Below are 17,482 nucleotides of genomic sequence, written 5' to 3' on the forward strand. Positions count from 1 at the left end.
CGGATCGCCTGAAGGGATATATGGCGACCAGGCCGCTGCCCGGCAAGCCGCCGTGTCGTCCGCCTTAGAGCATGATCCGGAAAAGTGTGAAGCGGTTTTCCGACAAGATCATGCTCAAACTCAAGAGCTAAAGCGGAATTATGGCCTATTCCGCCGCCTGCTGCGCGCCCTTGACGCCTTGAGCCAGGGCGGCCGTCAGCTCGGCCACGGCGTTAACGGTTTTGCCGGTCGCCCGTCCCTCGGCGTCGAGGCTGTTCTTGAGCGCATCGACCAGCGCGGTGCCGACCACCGAACCATTGGCCTTCTCCGCAATGGCGCGCGCCGCCTCCGGCGTGCGGATGCCAAAACCAACGCATATCGGCAGCTTGGTATGCCGCTTGATGCGCGCGACAGCTTCACCGACGGCATTCGCGTCCGCCGCCGCTGCACCGGTGATGCCGGCAATCGAGACGTAATAGACAAAGCCGGATGTGTTCGCGAGCACCGCGGGCAGACGCTTGTCGTCGGTGGTCGGGGTCGCCAGGCGAATGAAGTTCAGGCCCGCCTTCAGCGCGGGAATGCAGAGTTCGTCGTCTTCCTCCGGCGGCAGATCGACGATGATGAGACCGTCGACGCCGGCCGTCTTGGCGTCAGCCAAAAACTTGTCGACGCCGTAAATGTAGATCGGATTGTAATAGCCCATCAGCACCAGCGGCGTGATGTTGTCGTCCTTGCGGAAGTCGCGCACGAGGTCGAGCGTCTTCTTCAAGGTCATACCGGCCTTGAGCGCACGCAGACCTGCAGCCTGAATCGACGGGCCATCCGCCATCGGATCGGTGAAGGGAATGCCGAGCTCGATGACGTCGGCGCCTGCCTTGGGCAGCGCCTTGACGACCTCGAGCGACGTCGCGAGATCGGGATCACCGGCCATCACATAGGTGACAAAGGCCGCGCGGCCCTCTTTCTTCAATTCGGCGAAACGGGTGTCGATACGCGTGGTCACTTCTTGCCCCTCAGGATATCGCCGACCTGCGGGACGTCCTTGTCGCCGCGGCCGGAGAGGTTGACGACCATCAGGTGATCTCTCGGCCGCTTCGGCGCGAGCTCCATCACCTTGGCGATGGCGTGCGCGGGCTCGAGCGCGGGGATGATGCCTTCGAGGCGCGACAGCAACTGGAACGCGGCGAGCGCCTCGTCATCGGTCGCGGAGAGATAGTTCACACGGCCGATCTCGTGCAGCCAGGAATGCTCGGGGCCGATGCCGGGATAGTCGAGGCCCGCCGAGATCGAATGCGCGTCCTGGATCTGGCCGTCGGCATCCATCAAGAGATAAGTGCGGTTGCCGTGCAGCACGCCGGGACGGCCGCCCGCGATCGACGCCGCATGCAGTTGCGTCAACCCATGGCCCGCGGCTTCGACGCCGAAGATCTCGACGGAAGGATCATCGAGGAACGGGTGAAACAGGCCCATCGCGTTGGAGCCGCCGCCGATGCAGGCGACCAGCGAATCCGGCAGGCGACCCTCGACTTCCTGCATCTGCGCCTTGGTCTCGTTGCCGATGATCGACTGGAAGTCGCGCACCAGCGTCGGATAGGGATGCGGGCCGGCCACCGTGCCGATGCAGTAGAAGGTGTTGTGCACGTTGGTGACCCAGTCGCGCAGGGCCTCGTTCATGGCGTCCTTCAGCGTGCGCGTGCCCGACTGCACCGGGACCACCGTCGCACCCAGCATCTCCATGCGGATCACGTTGGGCTGCTGCCGCTCGACGTCGACGGCGCCCATATAGACCACGCATTCGAGCCCGAAGCGCGCGCACAGCGTCGCGGTGGCGACACCGTGCTGGCCGGCGCCGGTCTCGGCGATGATGCGCTTCTTGCCCATGCGCCGCGCCAGCATGATCTGGCCGAGCACATTGTTCACCTTGTGCGAGCCGGTGTGGTTGAGCTCTTCGCGCTTCAGGTAAATCTTGGCGCCGCCGAGATGCTCGGTCAGGCGCTCGGCGAAATAGAGCGGCGAGGGCCGGCCGACATAATGCGTGAGGTAGCCGTTCATCTCGGCCTGGAAGGCCGGATCGGCCTTGGCCTCGGTGTAGGCCTTCTCCAGATCGAGGATCAGCGGCATCAGGGTTTCGGCGACGAAGCGGCCGCCGAAGATGCCGAAATGGCCGCGATCGTCGGGACCGCTGCGATAGGAATTGGGTTTGGCGACGTTCATCGAACACTCAACTCTTGGCTGGACTCTTGACGGGGCTCTTGGCTGGCGCGCGCGGCGCGAATGAAGGCCTTGATCATCTCGGGATCCTTGACCCCAGGGGCGCTCTCGACGCCGGAGGAGACGTCGACGCCGCCGGCGCGGGTGACGCGGAGAGCTTCCGCGAGGTTATCGGCATGAAGCCCGCCCGAGACCATGTAGGGTAGCTTCAGGTCGAGGTTTTCGAGCAGGTGCCAGTCGAAGGGCTCCCCGAGGCCGCCGGGCCGGGTCGCATCCTTCGGCGCGCGGGCATCGAACAGGATGCGGTCGGCGATCGCGGCATAGCCGGGCAACACGGCGAGATCCGCCGCGGTCGCGACCGGGACCGCCTTCATCACCGGGCGGCCGAACCGCTGCTTGATGTCGCGCAGCCGCGCCACGCTCTCCTTGCCGTGCAGCTGGAAAATGTCCGGCGACAGCGCGTCCATGATGTTGTCGAGCGTCGCATCGTCGGCATCGACCGTGAGCGCCACCTTGAGCGCACGCCCCTTCACCTGGCGGCCGAGGTCGCGACCAAGCTCCAGGGACAGGTGCCGCGGCGAAGGCGGGAAGAACACGAACCCCACCATATCCGCACCCGCCTCGAGCGCCGTTTGAAGCGTCTCGCGCGTGGACAGGCCACAGATCTTGACGAGCAGGGACATGGTCTCAAAGCAAATGGAGGCCGCAAGGTGCGGCCGGAAAACAGGGTTTTCGGTCGGGGCCGCTTCTACAACGTCGCGCGCTGCTTGTCTCGCCCGATGGGCCCGTAAAGCCCGACCCCGGAGGGAACGGGCAGGCGCTGCGAGCCGGGCCTTGCCGCGGCCGCCTGGGCCCGCAAATCGGCCAGTTCGGCCTTGGCCGCCCGCGAATCCCCCTCGTGCCGGCGCGCCGCGCGGCGCCAGTGCCGCTGACCGAGCCAGACGGCGGAGCCGCCGGCGAAGACGCCGAGGGCGGCGACCAGGATCAGGAGCAGGAACAGCGGCAGCGTGACCGACAATGACGGGTCGTTCGCAATGAACGGGTCGAACGAGACCGTGACGAAGTGCCGGTTGGCAACGGCGAAGGCCACCAGGATCAGGCCCAGCGGAATCACGATCAGCGCGGTCAGGAACTTTCGCATCGCGATCGCTCGTCTTGAATCAAGCTTGCGGCCGCATCATGCGGCTATCAGGTTAAACCCCGACGACGACAGCCTCAGTCGGGCGCGCCGGGATCCGGATGGTCGCGGTTCAGCCGCTCGCGCATTTCCTTGCCGGTCTTGAAGAACGGAACGCTCTTCTGATCGACGGGCACATGCGCGCCGGTGCGTGGATTGCGCCCGGCGCGTGCGGGGCGGTGCTTGACCGAGAAGGCACCGAAGCCGCGCAACTCGACGCGGTCACCGCGCGCGAGGGCCGCTACGATCTCTTCGAGAATCGCATTCACAATGTTCTCGACATCCCGCTGGTACAGATGCGGGTTGTGCTCGGCGATACGCTGAACAAGTTCGGATTTGATCATCGAGAGATAGGACCCGGAAGCGTGCGGATGACCATTTCCGTGAAAATACCTTGATCTGTCAAGACGCTAAATCAAGGTTGAGCGTCGTGAAATTGCGTGACAAATGCCGAAAAAGCGGGCTGGCCCGACGCCCGTCAAACGGGAAAACCCTCAGGCGCTCGCCCAACCCCCTCAATTTGAGGTGGCCGGTTGCCACAGGGCCAGCATTCCATCCATTCCGAACCGATCGACCGCCTGCGCGACGCCGGTTTGCCCGATTTGATGCCCAATCGAGCCCAAACCGAGCGCTTCCAGCGTAACGGCGGCCGCCGTCTTGAGGAATGGCAGATCGCCAAAGCGCGGCTGGAGCTTGTAGTCGCGCACGGAGAGCCCCTTCTTGACACCCTTCTGCTCGACCAGCCAGGTCACCGCCGTCTTCTCGTCGCCGATCTGATCGATCAGCTTGAGGTCGATCGCCTGGCGTCCGGTGAAGACGCGGCCGTCGGCCACTTTCTCGAGCTGCGTGTCATCCATGCCACGCCGCTCCTTCACCAATCCCCTGAACCAGGCATAGGAATCCCTCACCAGCGCATCGAGCGCGGCCCGTGCTTCCGGGCTGGTCGGCTCAAAACCGTTGGGCGCAGCCTTCAGCGGCGACGACTTCACCTCCTCGACCTTGACGCCGATGGTCTTCAGCAGCTCGCTGACGTTGGGATATTGGAACAGCACACCGATCGACCCGACCAGCGAGCTCTGCTGCGCGATGATGTGGTCGCTCGCAATCGCCGTGATGTAGCCCCCGGAGGCAGCCAGGCCCTCAACCACCACGACGAGCGGCTTTTTCGCCTTCAGCCGGACGAGTGAATCGTAGAGCTGCTCGGAGCCGGCGGTGGTGCCGCCCGGCGAGTTGATGTGAATGATGACGGCGGCGGCCTGCGAATTCTCCAGCCGCTCCAGCGCCTGCGTACGATCGGAATCGCTGCGGATCAGGCCCTCGATCTGGACCCGCGCGATCGAGCCGGCGGACGCGAACGTGCCCCGCGTACCCGGTGTCACGACCAGCGCAAAGCCCGCAATCGCCGCAATCGCGATCAGCGCAGCCACCACGCGCCAGAACGTCAGCTTGCGGCGGATCCTGCGGCGATCGACGATGATGTCCGAATCGAGCGACATCTAGATATCTCCAAATGAAAGGCCGAACGCGTTGTGCCCTCACAGCGTGACCAACGCCCTATCTGGATACATCAATTGCGGCGCAATTTGAAGAAAACAAGGCTGTGAGCGCGGTGGGAGCCCGGTACCCCGCCACACCCTTGCTGTCGTCCCTGCGAACGCAGGGACCCATAACCACAGGGAGAAGTTGTCGTGCAAAGCTCGCACTCCGGGTCTTCGCCAAACTCAATCCGGTGGCTATGGGTCCCGAATCTAAGCTGCGCTTGTCCGGGACGACAGCGAAGTTTGTGGAGACAGCAAACAAAAAAGCCCCGGCTCACGCCGGGGCTTTGATGCAGCGAAACGAACGTCTCGCTTACTTGCTGTCGCGGTTCTTGAGCGCGGTGCCGAGGATGTCGCCGAGCGTTGCTCCCGAATCGGAGGAGCCGTACTGCGCGATGGCTTCCTTTTCTTCGGCGACTTCGAGCGCCTTGATCGACACCTGGACCTTGCGGGCCTTCTTGTCGAACTGGATCACGCGGGCATCGACTTTCTCGCCGACGGCAAAGCGTTCGGCGCGCTGGTCGTTGCGATCACGGGCGAGCTCGGAGCGCTTGATGAAGGTCGAGAAGTCGGTACCGGTGATCTTCACCTCGATGCCGCTTTCCTTCACTTCGAGCACTTCGCAGGTCACGACCGCGCCCTTCTTGACATCGCCCGGCTCGGCGAAGGGGTCGCCTTCGAGCTGCTTGATGCCGAGCGAGATGCGCTCCTTCTCGACGTCCACATCGAGCACCACGGCCTTCACCATGTCGCCCTTCTTGTAGTTGTCGATCACCTGCTCGCCCGGAAGCTTCCAGTCGAGGTCGGAGAGATGGACCATGCCGTCGACGTCGCCCTCGAGACCCAGGAACAGACCGAACTCGGTCTTGTTCTTGACCTCGCCCTCGACGGTCGAACCGGTCGGGTGACCTTCAACGAAGACCTCCCAGGGGTTGCGCATGGTCTGCTTGAGGCCGAGCGAGATGCGGCGCTTGACGGAATCGACTTCCAGCACCTGCACTTCGACTTCCTGCGAGGTCGAAACGATCTTGCCGGGGTGCATGTTCTTCTTGGTCCACGACATCTCGGAGACGTGGATAAGGCCTTCGATGCCCGGCTCGAGCTCGACGAACGCACCGTAGTCGGTGATGTTGGTGACGCGACCGGTGAAGCGGGCACCCAGCGGGTACTTGGCTTCGATGCCCTGCCACGGATCGTCCAGCAGCTGCTTCATGCCCAGCGAGATGCGGTGCGTCTCGTGGTTGATCTTGATGATCTTGACCTTCACGGTCTGGCCGATCGAGAGCACCTCGGTCGGGTGGTTGACGCGGCGCCACGCGATGTCGGTGACGTGCAGCAGGCCGTCGATGCCGCCGAGATCAACGAACGCACCGTAATCGGTGATGTTCTTGACCACGCCGTCGATGACCTGACCCTCTTCGAGGTTCTGCACCAGCTCCTGACGCTGCTCGGCGCGGGTCTCTTCGAGAACCGTGCGGCGAGACACGACGATGTTGCCGCGGCGGCGATCCATCTTCAGGATCTGGAACGGCTGCGAGTTGTTCATCAGCGGCGCAACGTCGCGGATCGGACGGATGTCGACCTGCGAGCGCGGCAGGAAGGCCACGGCACCGTCCAGGTCGACGGTGAAGCCGCCCTTGACCTGGTTGAAGATGACGCCGTTGACCTTCTCGTTGTTCTGGAACGCCTTCTCGAGCTTGCCCCAGCTCTCCTCGCGGCGGGCCTTGTCGCGCGACAGCACGGCTTCGCCGAGCGCGTTCTCGATGCGATCGAGGAACACTTCAACCTCGTCGCCGACCTTCAGTTCGCTGTCACGGCCGGGGCCGGAAAATTCGCGCAGGGCGACGCGGCCCTCGGTCTTCAGGCCGACGTCGATGACGGCCATGTCCTTTTCAATTGCAACAACCTTGCCCTTGACGACGGAGCTCTCCTGCAGGTTGCCACCTGCGAAGGACTCGTCGAGCATCGCGGCGAAATCGTCGCGCGACGGGCTATAGGTATCAGCAGAAGTCGAAGCCATTTGTTCTCCAGTTGCGGATGTCGTGCCGGCCGTTGGGTTCATGGGCGCATCGCACGCGCAGTGTCGGAAGGTCCGCAAGACCTTCGAGCGACCGCTCGCTGCTCCGGCCTGAGAGGCGGAACAGCGGAAGCGGGCCGGCTGAGGCCCGCGCGTTCGGTACGTGGAAATCTTGTGTCCGGAGCCTGGATCGCGTCGGCCCCAAACAGGGGACCGAGGTATCGACCTCAAAGAGCGGGAGCGGGCACTTCCTCCAATGACGGCGGCGGCTTAACCCCGCGACCGGCCCGCTCGGACGGCCTCGATAATGTCGATGGCGGCCCGGACGCCGCCTTCTATATCCAGTTGGGAGTTATCTAGCAAGTAAGCATCCGCGGCCGGTTTCAGGGGGGCAATCGGCCGGTTCTTGTCGCGTTCGTCGCGCTGGATGATGTCGGCCAGCACGGCGGCCTCGTCGGCCTCCTCCCCCCTCGCCTTGGCCTCCATGGTCCGGCGGCGGGCCCGGACTTTTGGGTCGGCGACGACGAAAATCTTCACGTCGGCATGCGGGCAGATCACGGTTCCAATGTCCCGGCCGTCCAGCACCGCTCCAGGTGGATCGGCGGCGAATTGCCGCTGAAAATTGACCAGGACTTCGCGAACCCTAGGGATCGCCGAGACGATGGAGGCGCCCTCTCCGGCCTTCTGGGTCTTCAGGGCCGGATTGCCGAACTTCTCGGGATCAAGTTCCAGCGCCGCGGCGACCGCAGCCGCCTCGTCCCGGAGATCGTGACCGGACTGCATCAGGGCATAGGCCACCGCGCGATAGATCACGCCGGTATCGAGATGACGGTAGCCGTAATGGTGGGCGAGACGCTTGCCGAGCGTCCCCTTGCCCGAGGCCGCGGGTCCGTCGATGGCGATGATCATGAAAACTCGGCCCCTAGCGAACGCATCATCGGAATGAAGTCCGGGAAACTGGTGGCGATGAAGGCGGTGTCGTCGACGGTCACCGGCTGATCGGAGGCGCAGCCCATCACCAAGGCGGACATCGCGATGCGATGGTCCATGTGGGTCGCGACGGTGCCGCCGCCGGGGACGTGACCGCGACCCTCGACGATCAGATCATCGCCGGAGACCTCGACCTTCACGCCATTGACGCGGAGCATGGCGGCCGTGGCCTCCAGGCGGTCCGATTCCTTGACGCGCAGCTCCTGCAGGCCGCGCATGATCGTCGTGCCCTCGGCGAAGGCGGCTGCCACAGCCAGCACGAGATATTCATCGATCATCGAGGGCGCGCGCTCCGGCGGCACCACGACGCCGCGCAGCTTCGAGGCGCGCACGCGCAGCTTCGCCATCGGCTCGCCGGCGTCCCCGCGAACTTCGCTCTCCTCGATCGAGGCGCCCATTTCGCGCAGTGTGGTGAACAGGCCGGTGCGCAGCGGATTGGTCATGACATCCGACAGGGTGACATCGGAGCCCTCGACGATCAGCGCTGCGACCACCGGGAAGGCCGCCGAGGAGGGATCGGCCGGCACCACCACATTGGCGCCGTGCAGCTCGGGCTGGCCTTTGAGCGTGATACGGCGGCCGTGCACGCCCTCCCGTGCCGAGGTGATGTCGGCACCAAAATGCTTCAGCATCAATTCGGTGTGGTCGCGGCTGGCCTCGGTCTCGATAACCGTCGTGGTGCCAGGGGCGGCGAGGCCCGCCAGCAGCACCGCCGATTTGATCTGGGCCGAGGCGACGGGGGTCTTGTAAGTGATCGGCAGTGGATCGCGCGCGCCCTGGAGGGTCAGGGGCAGACGGCCGCCTTCACTGCCGGAGATGACCTTGGCGCCCATCTTTTCCAGGGGATCGAGGATCCGGCGCATCGGGCGGCTGCGCAGCGAGGCGTCACCGTCGAAAACCGCCGAGATCGGGCAGCCGGCGACGGCGCCCATCACCAGCCGGCAGCCGGTGCCGGAGTTCCCGAAATCCAGCGCTTCCTTGGGCTGGGCGAAGCCCGCGACGCCGACGCCCTGCACTTTCCAGGCAAAATCGCCGGTCCGCTCCACGGTGGCGCCCAGCGCCTGCATCGATTTGGCGGTGTTGAGGACGTCCTCGCCCTCCAGCAGGCCCGAAATCCTGGTCTCGCCAACAGCGAGCGCGCCGAGGATGAGGGCACGGTGGGAGATCGATTTGTCCCCGGGCACCCGTACTTTCCCGGTCAGGGGCCCGCTGGCGCGTGCCTGGAGCGGCCTCGTTTGGTCGGAATGGGTCACGATTGTGTCCTTGGATGCGCCCTCGAGGGGCTGGGGGCAGGTACCACATGGTCTGCGCCCCGTCACGGGCATGTCGTTCTCCCGTAATGCGCTATTGACAGCGGGCCGCCAACTAGCCAAGTGAAACACCGCTTTTCAGACATTCCCAGGATTCCTGCCGTGGCCAAGTCCGAACTCGGAACCAAACGTATTTGCCCAACCACGGGCAAGAAGTTCTATGACCTCAACAAGAATCCGGTGATCTCGCCCTATACCGGCGAAGTCGTGCCGATCGCCCCGGTCGCGCCCGCGCGCATGCCCCGCGGCGCCGAAGCCCGGCACGCAGCGACGGCGGACGCCACGCCGGAGCCGGCAGAAGTCGAGGAGGTCTCGCTCGAGGAGGCCGACGCCGAGGAGAACACCGGCAAGGTCAAGGCCGCCGTGCCCGAATCCGAGGACGATATCGAGGTCGATGAGACCCTCGATGACGACGATGACGATGATTCGACCTTCATTGCCGACGAAGAAGAGGGCGATGAGGACGTGACCGACATCATTGGTGATGTCGGAGGTGATGAAGAGACTTGAGATCAGCCCTGATCTGTGAAAAAGGGTGCACCGCGCGAGTCACCAGGACTCGCCGGTGCGGGTGATCCACCAGGATCCCCGCAAGGACTAAGGGGCCATAGCTCAGCTGGGAGAGCGCTTGCATGGCATGCAAGAGGTCGGCGGTTCGATCCCGCCTGGCTCCACCAGCCTTCGCTCGCTTCGCGAGCTTCGGCTAGGCAAGCCTGGGGAAGTCTCTCGTAGCGAAGTGAGCGAAGGCTGCCCCGCCATAGCCCGAAGGGCGTCGGCGGGCTCAAGCTGATATCCACGCTGCATCGAAGCAACACGCTAAACGTGCCTTGAAGCTGCTATCCTACCCTCCGGGGAGGAAGCAGAATGAAATACGTCTATATCCTCGAAAGTCTCGATTCCGAGCACTTCTATGTCGGCATCACGGATGATTTGCGGGCACGCTTGGCGAAGCACAACGCAGGCGAAGTACCGCACACCTCCAAATTTGGACCTTGGCGAATTAGGACCTATTTCGCCTTCGACGCTGCACGCGCTGTTGCGTTCGAGCGATATCTGAAATCTGGCTCAGGACGCGCTTTCGCAAAGAAGCATTTCTGATCGCCGAACCCCCTACTCCCCGATCACCGCATTCAGCCGGTCCCGTAGCGCGACGATCTCGTCCTTCATCGTGACCAGTTCCGACACCGAGCAGTCCGACGCCGCCAGGATCGACTGCGGCACGCTGCGGGCTTTTTCCTTCAGTGCATGGCCCTGCGCCGTCAGCGCGATCAGGACCTGACGCTCGTCTTCGCTCGAGCGGGTGCGCTTGACGAGATGGGCGGCCTCGAGCCGCTTGAGCAGCGGCGTCAGCGTGCCCGAATCCAGGAACAGCCGCTCGCCGATGTCCTTGACCGGCACGTCGTCGCGCTCCCACAGCACCAGCATCACCAGATATTGCGGATAGGTCAGGCCGAGCCGATCCAGCAGCGGCTTGTAGACGCGGTTGAAGGCGTGCGCGGCCGAATAGACCGCGAAGCAGATCTGGTTGTCGAGGCGTTGCGGATCGAGGGTCGATAGCTTCCGGGGCATGGAGAATCTCACGGGATTTCCTCCCATTCTGGGGCCGGCGGGCGGCTTATTCAATTGCGAACAATTAAATGTGAGCCATGCTAATTTAGATTGCGCACAATCAAATTGCTTGCGATACAGAGCGCACCCCAACCGGAAGACCCGAGGAGACGACAATGTCCGTGAACGTCCTTTACAAGACCAGCGCCAAGGCCACCGGCGGCCGCGATGGCCATGCTGCAACCCTCGACGGCGCGCTCGACGTCAAGCTGACCACGCCGAAGGAGCTCGGCGGCGGCGGCGGCGCCGGCAACAATCCCGAGCAGCTGTTCGCGGCCGGCTATGCCGCCTGCTTCATCGGCGCGATGAAGTTCGTGTCGTCGCAGGGCGGGCCGAAGGTTCCGGCCGATGCCTCCGTCACCTCGACCGTCGGCATCGGCCCGCGCTCCGAGGGCGGCTTCGGTCTCGACATCGATCTCGCCGTCTCGCTGCCGGGCCTCGCCCGCGCGGAAGCCGAGGCGCTGGTCGAGAAGGCGCACCAGGTGTGCCCGTATTCCAATGCCACGCGCGGCAATGTCGACGTTCGCCTGACGGTCGTCTGATCGGCGGTGCGGAATGGCTGGCCCGGGATCCCCCTCGGGCCGGCCGCTTCCGCTGATCTGCCAATCCTGATTTGCCACGCCGCGGCATGCGGTCGGCACTGCATACGCCCCTACGCAACAGGCCATTGCTGGCTTGTGCGAACCTCGCTAGGCCTGTGACCAAATATCGACACAGGGGAAGCGAAGGCATGAGTTCTGAAGCCGCCAGTTCTGAAGCCGCATTGGGCGCAATGAGCGGATTGCGCGTCATCGATCTCACGCGCGTGCTCGGCGGTCCCTACTGCACCCAGATCCTCGCCGATCACGGCGCCGACGTGATCAAGGTCGAGCCGCCCGCGGGCGACGAGGTGCGTGAATGGGGCCCTCCCTTCCACGAGGAGGACGCGGCCTACTTCGTCGGCATCAACCGCAACAAGCGCTCGATCGGCCTCGACCTCGCCTCCGAGGGCGGCCGTGCCGTGCTGCTCAAGATGCTGGAGACGGCCGACGTCCTGATCGAGAATTTCAAGCCGGGCACGCTGGAGAAATGGGGCATCGGCAACGACGTGCTCAGCAAGAAATTTCCGCGCCTCGTGCATTGCCGGATCTGCGGCTTCGGCGCCGACGGCCCGCGCGGCGGCAATCCCGGCTATGACGCCATCATCCAGGCCATGACCGGCATGATCGCCGCGACCGGCTCGCCCGAGAGCGGACCGATGCGGATCGGCGTGCCCTTGGTCGACATCACCACCGGACTTTATGCCGCGATCGGCATCCTGATGGCGCTGTCGGAGCGGCAGCGTTCCGGCAAGGGCCAATTCCTGGAGACGACGCTGTACGAGACCGGCCTTGCCATCATGCATCCGCACACCGCGAATTATTTCATGCATGGCAAGCCGCCGAGCCTCACCGGCAACGAGCATCCGAACCTCGTGCCTTACGCGATCTTCCCGACCAAGACCGACAACATCTTTATCGGCGTCGGCAATGACGGCACCTTCCGCAAGCTCGCCAAGGAGATCGGCAAGCCCGAGCTCGGCACCGATTCGCGCTTTGCCCGCAACAAGGACCGCATCGCCAACCGCGAGGCGCTGCGCGCAGAGCTTGCCGCCGTGTTCAGCCAGCACGAGGCCGAGCCGCTGTGCAATCGCCTGCTCGCCGCGGGCCTGCCCGCAGGGCCCGTGCAGAAGATCGACCAGGCGCTGACGAATGCGCACACGATCGCGCGCGGCGATATTATCGAGAAGGACTGGTACAAGGGCGTGGCCTCGCCGATCCGGCTCGACCGCAGCAAGCCGAGCCTGCGCCGGCTGCCGCCGAAATTCAGCCAGCACTCCCAGGAGGTGCTGGGCGAGTTCGGCTACTCCAAGGCCGAGATCGACGCGATGGTCGAGAAGGGCACCGTCTGCGGTCCCGAGCGCAAGCGCTAGGTGGCTCTCCCGCTTGCGGTGGGGAGAGGGTGCCTCCGCAACGGGACAATCCCCTAGAGGATAGAACCCTCACCCGCGCCTTCGGCGCGACCTCTCCCGCAAGCGGGAGAGGTTTTCGAGCCCGCAGCCTGATCGCCTGCCTCACATCAATGCCGCACTGCGGCGCGACCCACGTAGGTGCACCGCGAACCAATGCGGCCGCCCGTGCCGTCTTCGCCTATTTGCCGGCTTCCCTTTTCCAGCGCTTGCCGCTTTCGTTTCGGCCGCTTACACAGTCATGTGAACGTCATATGGCGCTGCTAGCGCAAGCGCTTCTTTTGACGGCCAAGGGAGGTTTACTTGATGGCTCTTCGACACTTTGGGGCGGCTGCCGCATTTGCACTCACGGTTGGCATGACGGCCTCGCCGGCGCTGGCCGTGACGGAAATCCAGTGGTGGCACGCGATGACCGGCGCCAACAACGACGTCATCGTCAAGCTCGCCAACGACTTCAACGCGTCGCAGAGCGACTTCAAGGTCGTTCCGACCTACAAGGGCAATTACGCCGACACCATGAACGCGGGCATCGCGGCATTCCGTGCCGGCAACGCGCCGCACATCATGCAGGTGTTCGAGGTCGGCACCGCCACCATGATGGCTGCGACCGGCGCGGTGAAGCCCGTCTACAAGCTGATGGCCGAGGCCGGCGAGAAGTTCGATCCCAAGATCTACCTGCCCGCCATCACCGGCTACTATTCGACCTCGAAGGGCGAGATGCTGTCGTTCCCCTTCAATTCGTCGTCGACCGTGATGTGGGTCAATCTCGATGAGCTGAAGAAGGCCAATGTCGCGATCCCGAAGACCTGGCCCGAAACGTTCGAGGCCGCCAAGAAGCTGAAGGCTGCCGGTCATGACACCTGCGGCTTCTCCGGCTCGTGGGTCACCTGGGTCAATCTCGAGCAGCTCTCCGCCTGGCACAACGTGCCGCTCGCCAGCAAGGCCAACGGCCTCGACGGCTTCGACACCAAGCTCGAGTTCAACGGGCCGCTCCAGGTCAAGCATCTCGAAAACCTGGTCGAGCTCCAGAAGACCAAGGTCTACGACTATGCCGGCCGCACCAACACCGGCGAAGGCCGCTTCACCTCGGGCGAATGCCCGATCTACCTGACCTCGTCGGCCTTCTTCGGCAACGTCAAGGCCCAGGCCAAGTTCAACTTCACCGCTGTGCCGATGCCGTATTATCCGGAGGCAAAGGGCGCGCCGCAGAACTCGATCATCGGCGGCGCTTCGCTCTGGGTCATGGGCGGCAAGCCGGCCGATGAATACAAGGGCGTCGCAAAATTCCTGACCTTCCTCTCGGACACCGATCGTCAGGTCTACATCCACAAGGCCTCGGGCTATCTGCCGATCACCAAGGCGGCCTATGAGAAGGCCAAGGCCGAGGGCTTCTACAAGGACCAGCCCTATCTCGAGACCCCGCTGCTCGAGCTGACCAACAAGGAGCCGACCGAGAACTCGCGCGGTCTGCGCCTCGGCAACATGGTCCAGCTGCGTGACGTCTGGTCGGAAGAGATCGAGCAGGCGCTGGCCGGCAAGAAGACCGCCAAGCAGGCGCTGGATGCCGCGGTCGAGCGCGGCAACACGATGCTGCGGCAGTTCGAAAAGACCGCCGTCAAGTGAGGCGATGAGCGGCAGGCCGGTCCCCCGGCCTGCCGCTTTCGGCGGACACCATGCAAAAGCAAGCCATTTTCCAATCCAAGCTATTGCCTTACGTGCTGGTTGCGCCGCAGCTCGCGATCGTCCTGCTATTCTTCTACTGGCCGGCCCTGCAGGCGGTGATCCAGTCCTTCCTGCTCCAGGACGCCTTCGGCCTGTCGACGAGCTTCGTCTGGTTCGAGAACTATCTCGATCTGTTCAGGGAGCCCGCCTATTTCGAGGCGATCCTCCGCACCTTCTTCTTCTCGTTCGCCATCGCGGTCTCGTCGTTGTCCTTTGCGCTGCTGCTCGCCGTCATGGCGGACAAGCCCCTGCGCGGCTCGATGCTCTACCGCACCCTCTTGATCTGGCCCTATGCGGTGGCGCCACCGGTCGTCGGCGTGCTCTGGATCTTCATGCTGCATCCCTCGCTGGGCGTTATCGCGCGCTACCTGCGCGCGCTCGGGATCGACTGGAATCCGCTGCTCGACGGTGACCAGGCGGCAGCGCTGATCATTCTCGCCGCCGCCTGGAAGCAGATCTCCTACAATTTCCTGTTCTTCCTCGCCGGCCTGCAGAGCATCCCAAGAAGCGTGCTCGAAGCCGCCGCGATCGACGGTGCGCGCCCGATGCGCCGGTTCTGGACCGTGACCTTCCCGCTGCTGTCGCCGACCATCTTCTTCCTGCTGGTCGTCAACATCGTCTACGCCTTCTTCGACACGTTCGGCATCATCGACACCATGACCCGCGGCGGACCCGGCAAGTCGACGGAAACGCTGGTCTACAAGGTCTATTCCGACGGCCTGCTCGGCGGCAATCTCGGCAGCTCCGCGGCGCAATCGGTGATCCTGATGGTCATGGTCATCGTGCTGACGGGCATCCAGTTCCGCTTCGTCGAACGCAAGGTGACCTACTGATGGTCGAGGAAGAGGGCTTTCGGCGCTACGTCGCGCACATCATTCTCTGGATCGGGATCGCGATCGTCGCCTTCCCGGTCTACATCGCGTTCGTCGCCTCGACCCAGGACAACGCGCTGATCGCGAACGGGCAGATGTCGCTGCTGCCGGGCGGTCATTTCTTCGAGACCTATTATCAAACCATCTTCGTCGGCACGAGCGGCTCGACCCGCGAGCCTGTCGGCAACATGATGCTGAACTCGCTGGTGATGGCGCTGCTGATCGCGGTCGGCAAGATCGCGATCTCGATCATCTCGGCCTATGCGATCGTGTATTTCCGCTTTCCGTTCCGGATGGCGATCTTCTGGATCATCTTCATCACCCTGATGCTGCCGGTCGAGGTCCGCATCTATCCGACCTACAAGATCGTCGCCGATCTGCACATGCTCGACAGCTACGCGGGCCTCGCGCTGCCGCTGATCGCCTCGGCCACCGCGACGCTGCTGTTCCGCCAGTTCTTCATGACGGTGCCGGACGAGCTCCTGGAAGCCTCCCGCATCGATGGCGCCGGCCCCTTGCGCTTCTTCTGGGATACACTGCTGCCGCTGTCGCGCACCAACATGGCGGCGCTGTTCGTGATCCTGTTCATCCTCGGCTGGAATCAATATCTCTGGCCGCTGCTCATCACCACCCGCGACGACATGCAGACCATCCAGGTCGGCATCCGCAAGATGATCACCACCACCGACGCGCTGACCGAATGGCCGATCGTGATGGCGACCGCCATGCTGGCCATGCTGCCGCCGGTGTTCGTCGTCGTCGCCATGCAGAAATTGTTCGTGCGCGGCCTGGTCGAGACGGAAAAGTGATGATGGCGAATTGCGAATGGCGAGTAGCGAATGGGGTCGCTGCTTCTGCCTTGCTCTCTCGTTACTCCCTATTCGCCACTCCCTATTCGCTATTCGCTGGTGCAACACATGGCTAACGTCACCCTGCGCAACGTCCGCAAGACCTATCTCGGCGGCTTCGAGGCCATCAAGGGCGTCAACGTCGATGTCGGCGACGGACAGTTCTGCGTGCTGGTCGGCCCCTCCGGCTGCGGCAAGTCCACCTTGCTGCGCATGGTCGCGGGCCTCGAGACCGTCACCGGCGGCGAGATCGAAATCGGCGGCCGCGTGGTCAACCAGGTCGAGCCCGCCGATCGCGACATCGCGATGGTGTTCCAGAACTACGCGCTCTATCCGCATATGAGCGTCTTCAACAACATGGCCTACGGCCTGCGCAACCGTGGCATGGCGGAAGCCGAGATCAAAACCCGCGTCGAGGAAGCCGCGCGCGTGCTCGAGCTGTCACCGATGCTGGAACGCAAGCCGCGTCAGCTCTCCGGCGGCCAGCGCCAGCGCGTCGCCATGGGCCGCGCCATCGTACGCCAGCCGAAGGTGTTTTTGTTCGACGAGCCGCTGTCGAATCTCGATGCGAAACTCCGCATCGCGATGCGGGTCGAAATCCGCAAATTGCAGCGCCGGCTCAACACCACGTCGATCTACGTCACCCACGACCAGCTCGAAGCCATGACGCTCGCCGACGTTCTCGTCGTGATGAATGGCGGCCAGGTCGAGCAGGTCGGCAATCCCCTCGCGATCTACGAGAAGCCGGCGACCACCTTCGTCGCCTCCTTCATCGGGGCACCGCCGATGAATTTGATGTCGACGCGCCCCGAGGAGATCAGATCGCAGCTCGCCGGCAGCGCGGCGGCGGACGCCGGCATCCTCGGCATCCGCCCGGAAGACTTCGTCATCACCGACCAGACCCCGGCCGGCGGCGTCGCTTTGCCGCTGACGGTGGAAGCGATCGAGCGCGTCGGCGCCGAGACCTTCGTCTATGGCTCGCGCGAGCAGGAGGAGCAGCGCGTCGCCGCCACCCCCGGCGAGCTGCCGCCCGGCGAGATCATCGTCCGCATTCCCGGAACCGAGGCCCCAGCGATCGGCGCGAAAATCCGGGTGGCGGCGGTGCGGACGAAGCTGCATTTGTTCAGCGGCGACGGGCGGACGCGGCTGGAGGCCTGATCCGTTCCGAGGGGCCGGAAACCACAAAACGCAAAAACAACCCCATGCACAGTAGAAGGGGGTCT

The 17,482-nt window shown here is 64.1% G+C and carries 18 protein-coding genes and 1 tRNA gene; 9 read left to right on the forward strand and 10 right to left on the reverse strand.

Annotated elements, in window-relative coordinates:
• Positions 1 to 145: 145 nt before the first annotated feature.
• From trpA to aroA, 9 genes are all read right to left on the reverse strand, one after another.
• Positions 146 to 982 (reverse strand): tryptophan synthase subunit alpha, encoded by an 837-nt coding sequence (trpA, locus tag GGD61_RS19380; RefSeq protein ID WP_092251430.1) that lies wholly within the window; start codon positions 980 to 982, stop codon positions 146 to 148.
• Entirely contained in the window at positions 979 to 2,193 is a 1,215-nt protein-coding gene (gene trpB / locus GGD61_RS19385) for a tryptophan synthase subunit beta (RefSeq protein ID WP_092251428.1), read from the reverse strand. Before trpB ends, trpA begins: the two co-directional genes overlap by 4 nt.
• Complete coding sequence (locus tag GGD61_RS19390) at positions 2,190 to 2,873, reverse strand: phosphoribosylanthranilate isomerase (RefSeq protein ID WP_092251427.1); 684 nt, start codon at positions 2,871 to 2,873, stop codon at positions 2,190 to 2,192. Before GGD61_RS19390 ends, trpB begins: the two co-directional genes overlap by 4 nt.
• Positions 2,874 to 2,938: 65 nt before the next feature.
• Positions 2,939 to 3,331 carry a DUF1049 domain-containing protein gene (locus tag GGD61_RS19395; protein ID WP_018323428.1) on the reverse strand — a complete coding sequence of 131 codons (393 nt, stop codon included), beginning with the start codon at positions 3,329 to 3,331 and terminating at the stop codon, positions 2,939 to 2,941.
• A 74-nt stretch (positions 3,332 to 3,405) separates the two neighbouring features.
• A complete protein-coding gene (locus GGD61_RS19400; RefSeq protein WP_007598410.1) occupies positions 3,406 to 3,711 on the reverse strand; it encodes an integration host factor subunit beta in 306 nt (101 codons plus the stop codon).
• Between the two features lie 171 nt (positions 3,712 to 3,882).
• Positions 3,883 to 4,863: a signal peptide peptidase SppA gene (gene sppA, locus GGD61_RS19405; protein WP_183231013.1), complete on the reverse strand. Its 981-nt coding sequence runs from the start codon at positions 4,861 to 4,863 to the stop codon at positions 3,883 to 3,885.
• A gap of 355 nt (positions 4,864 to 5,218) precedes the next feature.
• Positions 5,219 to 6,925 (reverse strand): 30S ribosomal protein S1, encoded by a 1,707-nt coding sequence (rpsA, locus tag GGD61_RS19410; protein WP_028139473.1) that lies wholly within the window; start codon positions 6,923 to 6,925, stop codon positions 5,219 to 5,221.
• 267 nt (positions 6,926 to 7,192) lie between these two features.
• A complete protein-coding gene (gene cmk / locus GGD61_RS19415; RefSeq protein ID WP_018323431.1) occupies positions 7,193 to 7,831 on the reverse strand; it encodes a (d)CMP kinase in 639 nt (212 codons plus the stop codon).
• On the reverse strand, positions 7,828 to 9,165 hold the full coding sequence (gene aroA, locus GGD61_RS19420) for a 3-phosphoshikimate 1-carboxyvinyltransferase (protein WP_177236840.1): 1,338 nt from the start codon (positions 9,163 to 9,165) through the stop codon (positions 7,828 to 7,830). Before aroA ends, cmk begins: the two co-directional genes overlap by 4 nt.
• Positions 9,166 to 9,324: 159 nt before the next feature.
• Between aroA and GGD61_RS19425 the strand changes: the two genes are divergently transcribed.
• The 3 genes from GGD61_RS19425 to GGD61_RS19435 all read left to right on the forward strand — a co-directional run bounded on the left by GGD61_RS19425 (position 9,325) and on the right by GGD61_RS19435 (position 10,320).
• Positions 9,325 to 9,732, forward strand: a complete 408-nt coding sequence (locus GGD61_RS19425; protein WP_018323433.1) for a TIGR02300 family protein — start codon at positions 9,325 to 9,327, stop codon at positions 9,730 to 9,732.
• A 91-nt stretch (positions 9,733 to 9,823) separates the two neighbouring features.
• Positions 9,824 to 9,899: transfer RNA gene (locus GGD61_RS19430), tRNA-Ala, on the forward strand.
• A gap of 187 nt (positions 9,900 to 10,086) precedes the next feature.
• Positions 10,087 to 10,320 carry a GIY-YIG nuclease family protein gene (locus GGD61_RS19435; protein ID WP_092251424.1) on the forward strand — a complete coding sequence of 78 codons (234 nt, stop codon included), beginning with the start codon at positions 10,087 to 10,089 and terminating at the stop codon, positions 10,318 to 10,320.
• Positions 10,321 to 10,332: 12 nt separating this feature from the next.
• Here the strand turns inward: GGD61_RS19435 and GGD61_RS19440 are convergent, their stop codons facing one another.
• The gene (locus GGD61_RS19440; RefSeq protein ID WP_026202929.1) at positions 10,333 to 10,791 is read right to left on the reverse strand and encodes a MarR family winged helix-turn-helix transcriptional regulator; all 459 of its coding nucleotides are present in this window, start codon (positions 10,789 to 10,791) and stop codon (positions 10,333 to 10,335) included.
• Positions 10,792 to 10,946: 155 nt separating this feature from the next.
• On the opposite strand from GGD61_RS19440, the gene GGD61_RS19445 reads away from it, so the two are divergent.
• The 6 genes from GGD61_RS19445 (at position 10,947) to GGD61_RS19470 (ending at position 17,417) form a co-directional block, all read left to right on the forward strand.
• Positions 10,947 to 11,372 carry an organic hydroperoxide resistance protein gene (locus GGD61_RS19445; protein ID WP_018323436.1) on the forward strand — a complete coding sequence of 142 codons (426 nt, stop codon included), beginning with the start codon at positions 10,947 to 10,949 and terminating at the stop codon, positions 11,370 to 11,372.
• A 188-nt stretch (positions 11,373 to 11,560) separates the two neighbouring features.
• Complete coding sequence (locus GGD61_RS19450) at positions 11,561 to 12,781, forward strand: CaiB/BaiF CoA-transferase family protein (protein ID WP_018323437.1); 1,221 nt, start codon at positions 11,561 to 11,563, stop codon at positions 12,779 to 12,781.
• Between the two features lie 342 nt (positions 12,782 to 13,123).
• Positions 13,124 to 14,440 (forward strand): sn-glycerol-3-phosphate ABC transporter substrate-binding protein UgpB, encoded by a 1,317-nt coding sequence (gene ugpB / locus GGD61_RS19455; protein WP_018323438.1) that lies wholly within the window; start codon positions 13,124 to 13,126, stop codon positions 14,438 to 14,440.
• Between the two features lie 50 nt (positions 14,441 to 14,490).
• Positions 14,491 to 15,372: a sn-glycerol-3-phosphate ABC transporter permease UgpA gene (gene ugpA, locus GGD61_RS19460; RefSeq protein WP_183231014.1), complete on the forward strand. Its 882-nt coding sequence runs from the start codon at positions 14,491 to 14,493 to the stop codon at positions 15,370 to 15,372.
• Positions 15,372 to 16,220: a sn-glycerol-3-phosphate ABC transporter permease UgpE gene (ugpE, locus tag GGD61_RS19465; protein ID WP_179732570.1), complete on the forward strand. Its 849-nt coding sequence runs from the start codon at positions 15,372 to 15,374 to the stop codon at positions 16,218 to 16,220. The genes ugpA and ugpE overlap by 1 nt, the downstream gene beginning before the upstream one ends.
• Positions 16,221 to 16,328: 108 nt before the next feature.
• The gene (locus tag GGD61_RS19470) at positions 16,329 to 17,417 is read left to right on the forward strand and encodes a sn-glycerol-3-phosphate import ATP-binding protein UgpC (protein WP_183231015.1); all 1,089 of its coding nucleotides are present in this window, start codon (positions 16,329 to 16,331) and stop codon (positions 17,415 to 17,417) included.
• The last annotated feature ends 65 nt before the right edge of the window (positions 17,418 to 17,482 follow it).

The organism is Bradyrhizobium sp. SBR1B (genome assembly GCF_014198205.1).
GTDB lineage: Bacteria > Pseudomonadota > Alphaproteobacteria > Rhizobiales > Xanthobacteraceae > Bradyrhizobium.

Bases quoted from the DNA above. Each gene is read 5' to 3' on its own strand.
- GGD61_RS19445 (WP_018323436.1), top strand. From the start codon at position 10,947: ATGTCCGTGAACGTCCTTTACAAGACCAGCGCCAAGGCCACCGGCGGC.
- GGD61_RS19395 (WP_018323428.1), bottom strand. From the start codon at position 3,331: ATGCGAAAGTTCCTGACCGCGCTGATCGTGATTCCGCTGGGCCTGATC.
- cmk (WP_018323431.1), bottom strand. From the start codon at position 7,831: ATGATCATCGCCATCGACGGACCCGCGGCCTCGGGCAAGGGGACGCTC.
- rpsA (WP_028139473.1), bottom strand. From the start codon at position 6,925: ATGGCTTCGACTTCTGCTGATACCTATAGCCCGTCGCGCGACGATTTC.
- GGD61_RS19390 (WP_092251427.1), bottom strand. From the start codon at position 2,873: ATGTCCCTGCTCGTCAAGATCTGTGGCCTGTCCACGCGCGAGACGCTT.
- GGD61_RS19440 (WP_026202929.1), bottom strand. From the start codon at position 10,791: ATGCCCCGGAAGCTATCGACCCTCGATCCGCAACGCCTCGACAACCAG.
- ugpA (WP_183231014.1), top strand. From the start codon at position 14,491: ATGCAAAAGCAAGCCATTTTCCAATCCAAGCTATTGCCTTACGTGCTG.
- GGD61_RS19470 (WP_183231015.1), top strand. From the start codon at position 16,329: ATGGCTAACGTCACCCTGCGCAACGTCCGCAAGACCTATCTCGGCGGC.
- GGD61_RS19435 (WP_092251424.1), top strand. From the start codon at position 10,087: ATGAAATACGTCTATATCCTCGAAAGTCTCGATTCCGAGCACTTCTAT.
- trpB (WP_092251428.1), bottom strand. From the start codon at position 2,193: ATGAACGTCGCCAAACCCAATTCCTATCGCAGCGGTCCCGACGATCGC.
- GGD61_RS19400 (WP_007598410.1), bottom strand. From the start codon at position 3,711: ATGATCAAATCCGAACTTGTTCAGCGTATCGCCGAGCACAACCCGCAT.
- sppA (WP_183231013.1), bottom strand. From the start codon at position 4,863: ATGTCGCTCGATTCGGACATCATCGTCGATCGCCGCAGGATCCGCCGC.
- ugpE (WP_179732570.1), top strand. From the start codon at position 15,372: ATGGTCGAGGAAGAGGGCTTTCGGCGCTACGTCGCGCACATCATTCTC.
- GGD61_RS19450 (WP_018323437.1), top strand. From the start codon at position 11,561: ATGAGTTCTGAAGCCGCCAGTTCTGAAGCCGCATTGGGCGCAATGAGC.
- ugpB (WP_018323438.1), top strand. From the start codon at position 13,124: ATGGCTCTTCGACACTTTGGGGCGGCTGCCGCATTTGCACTCACGGTT.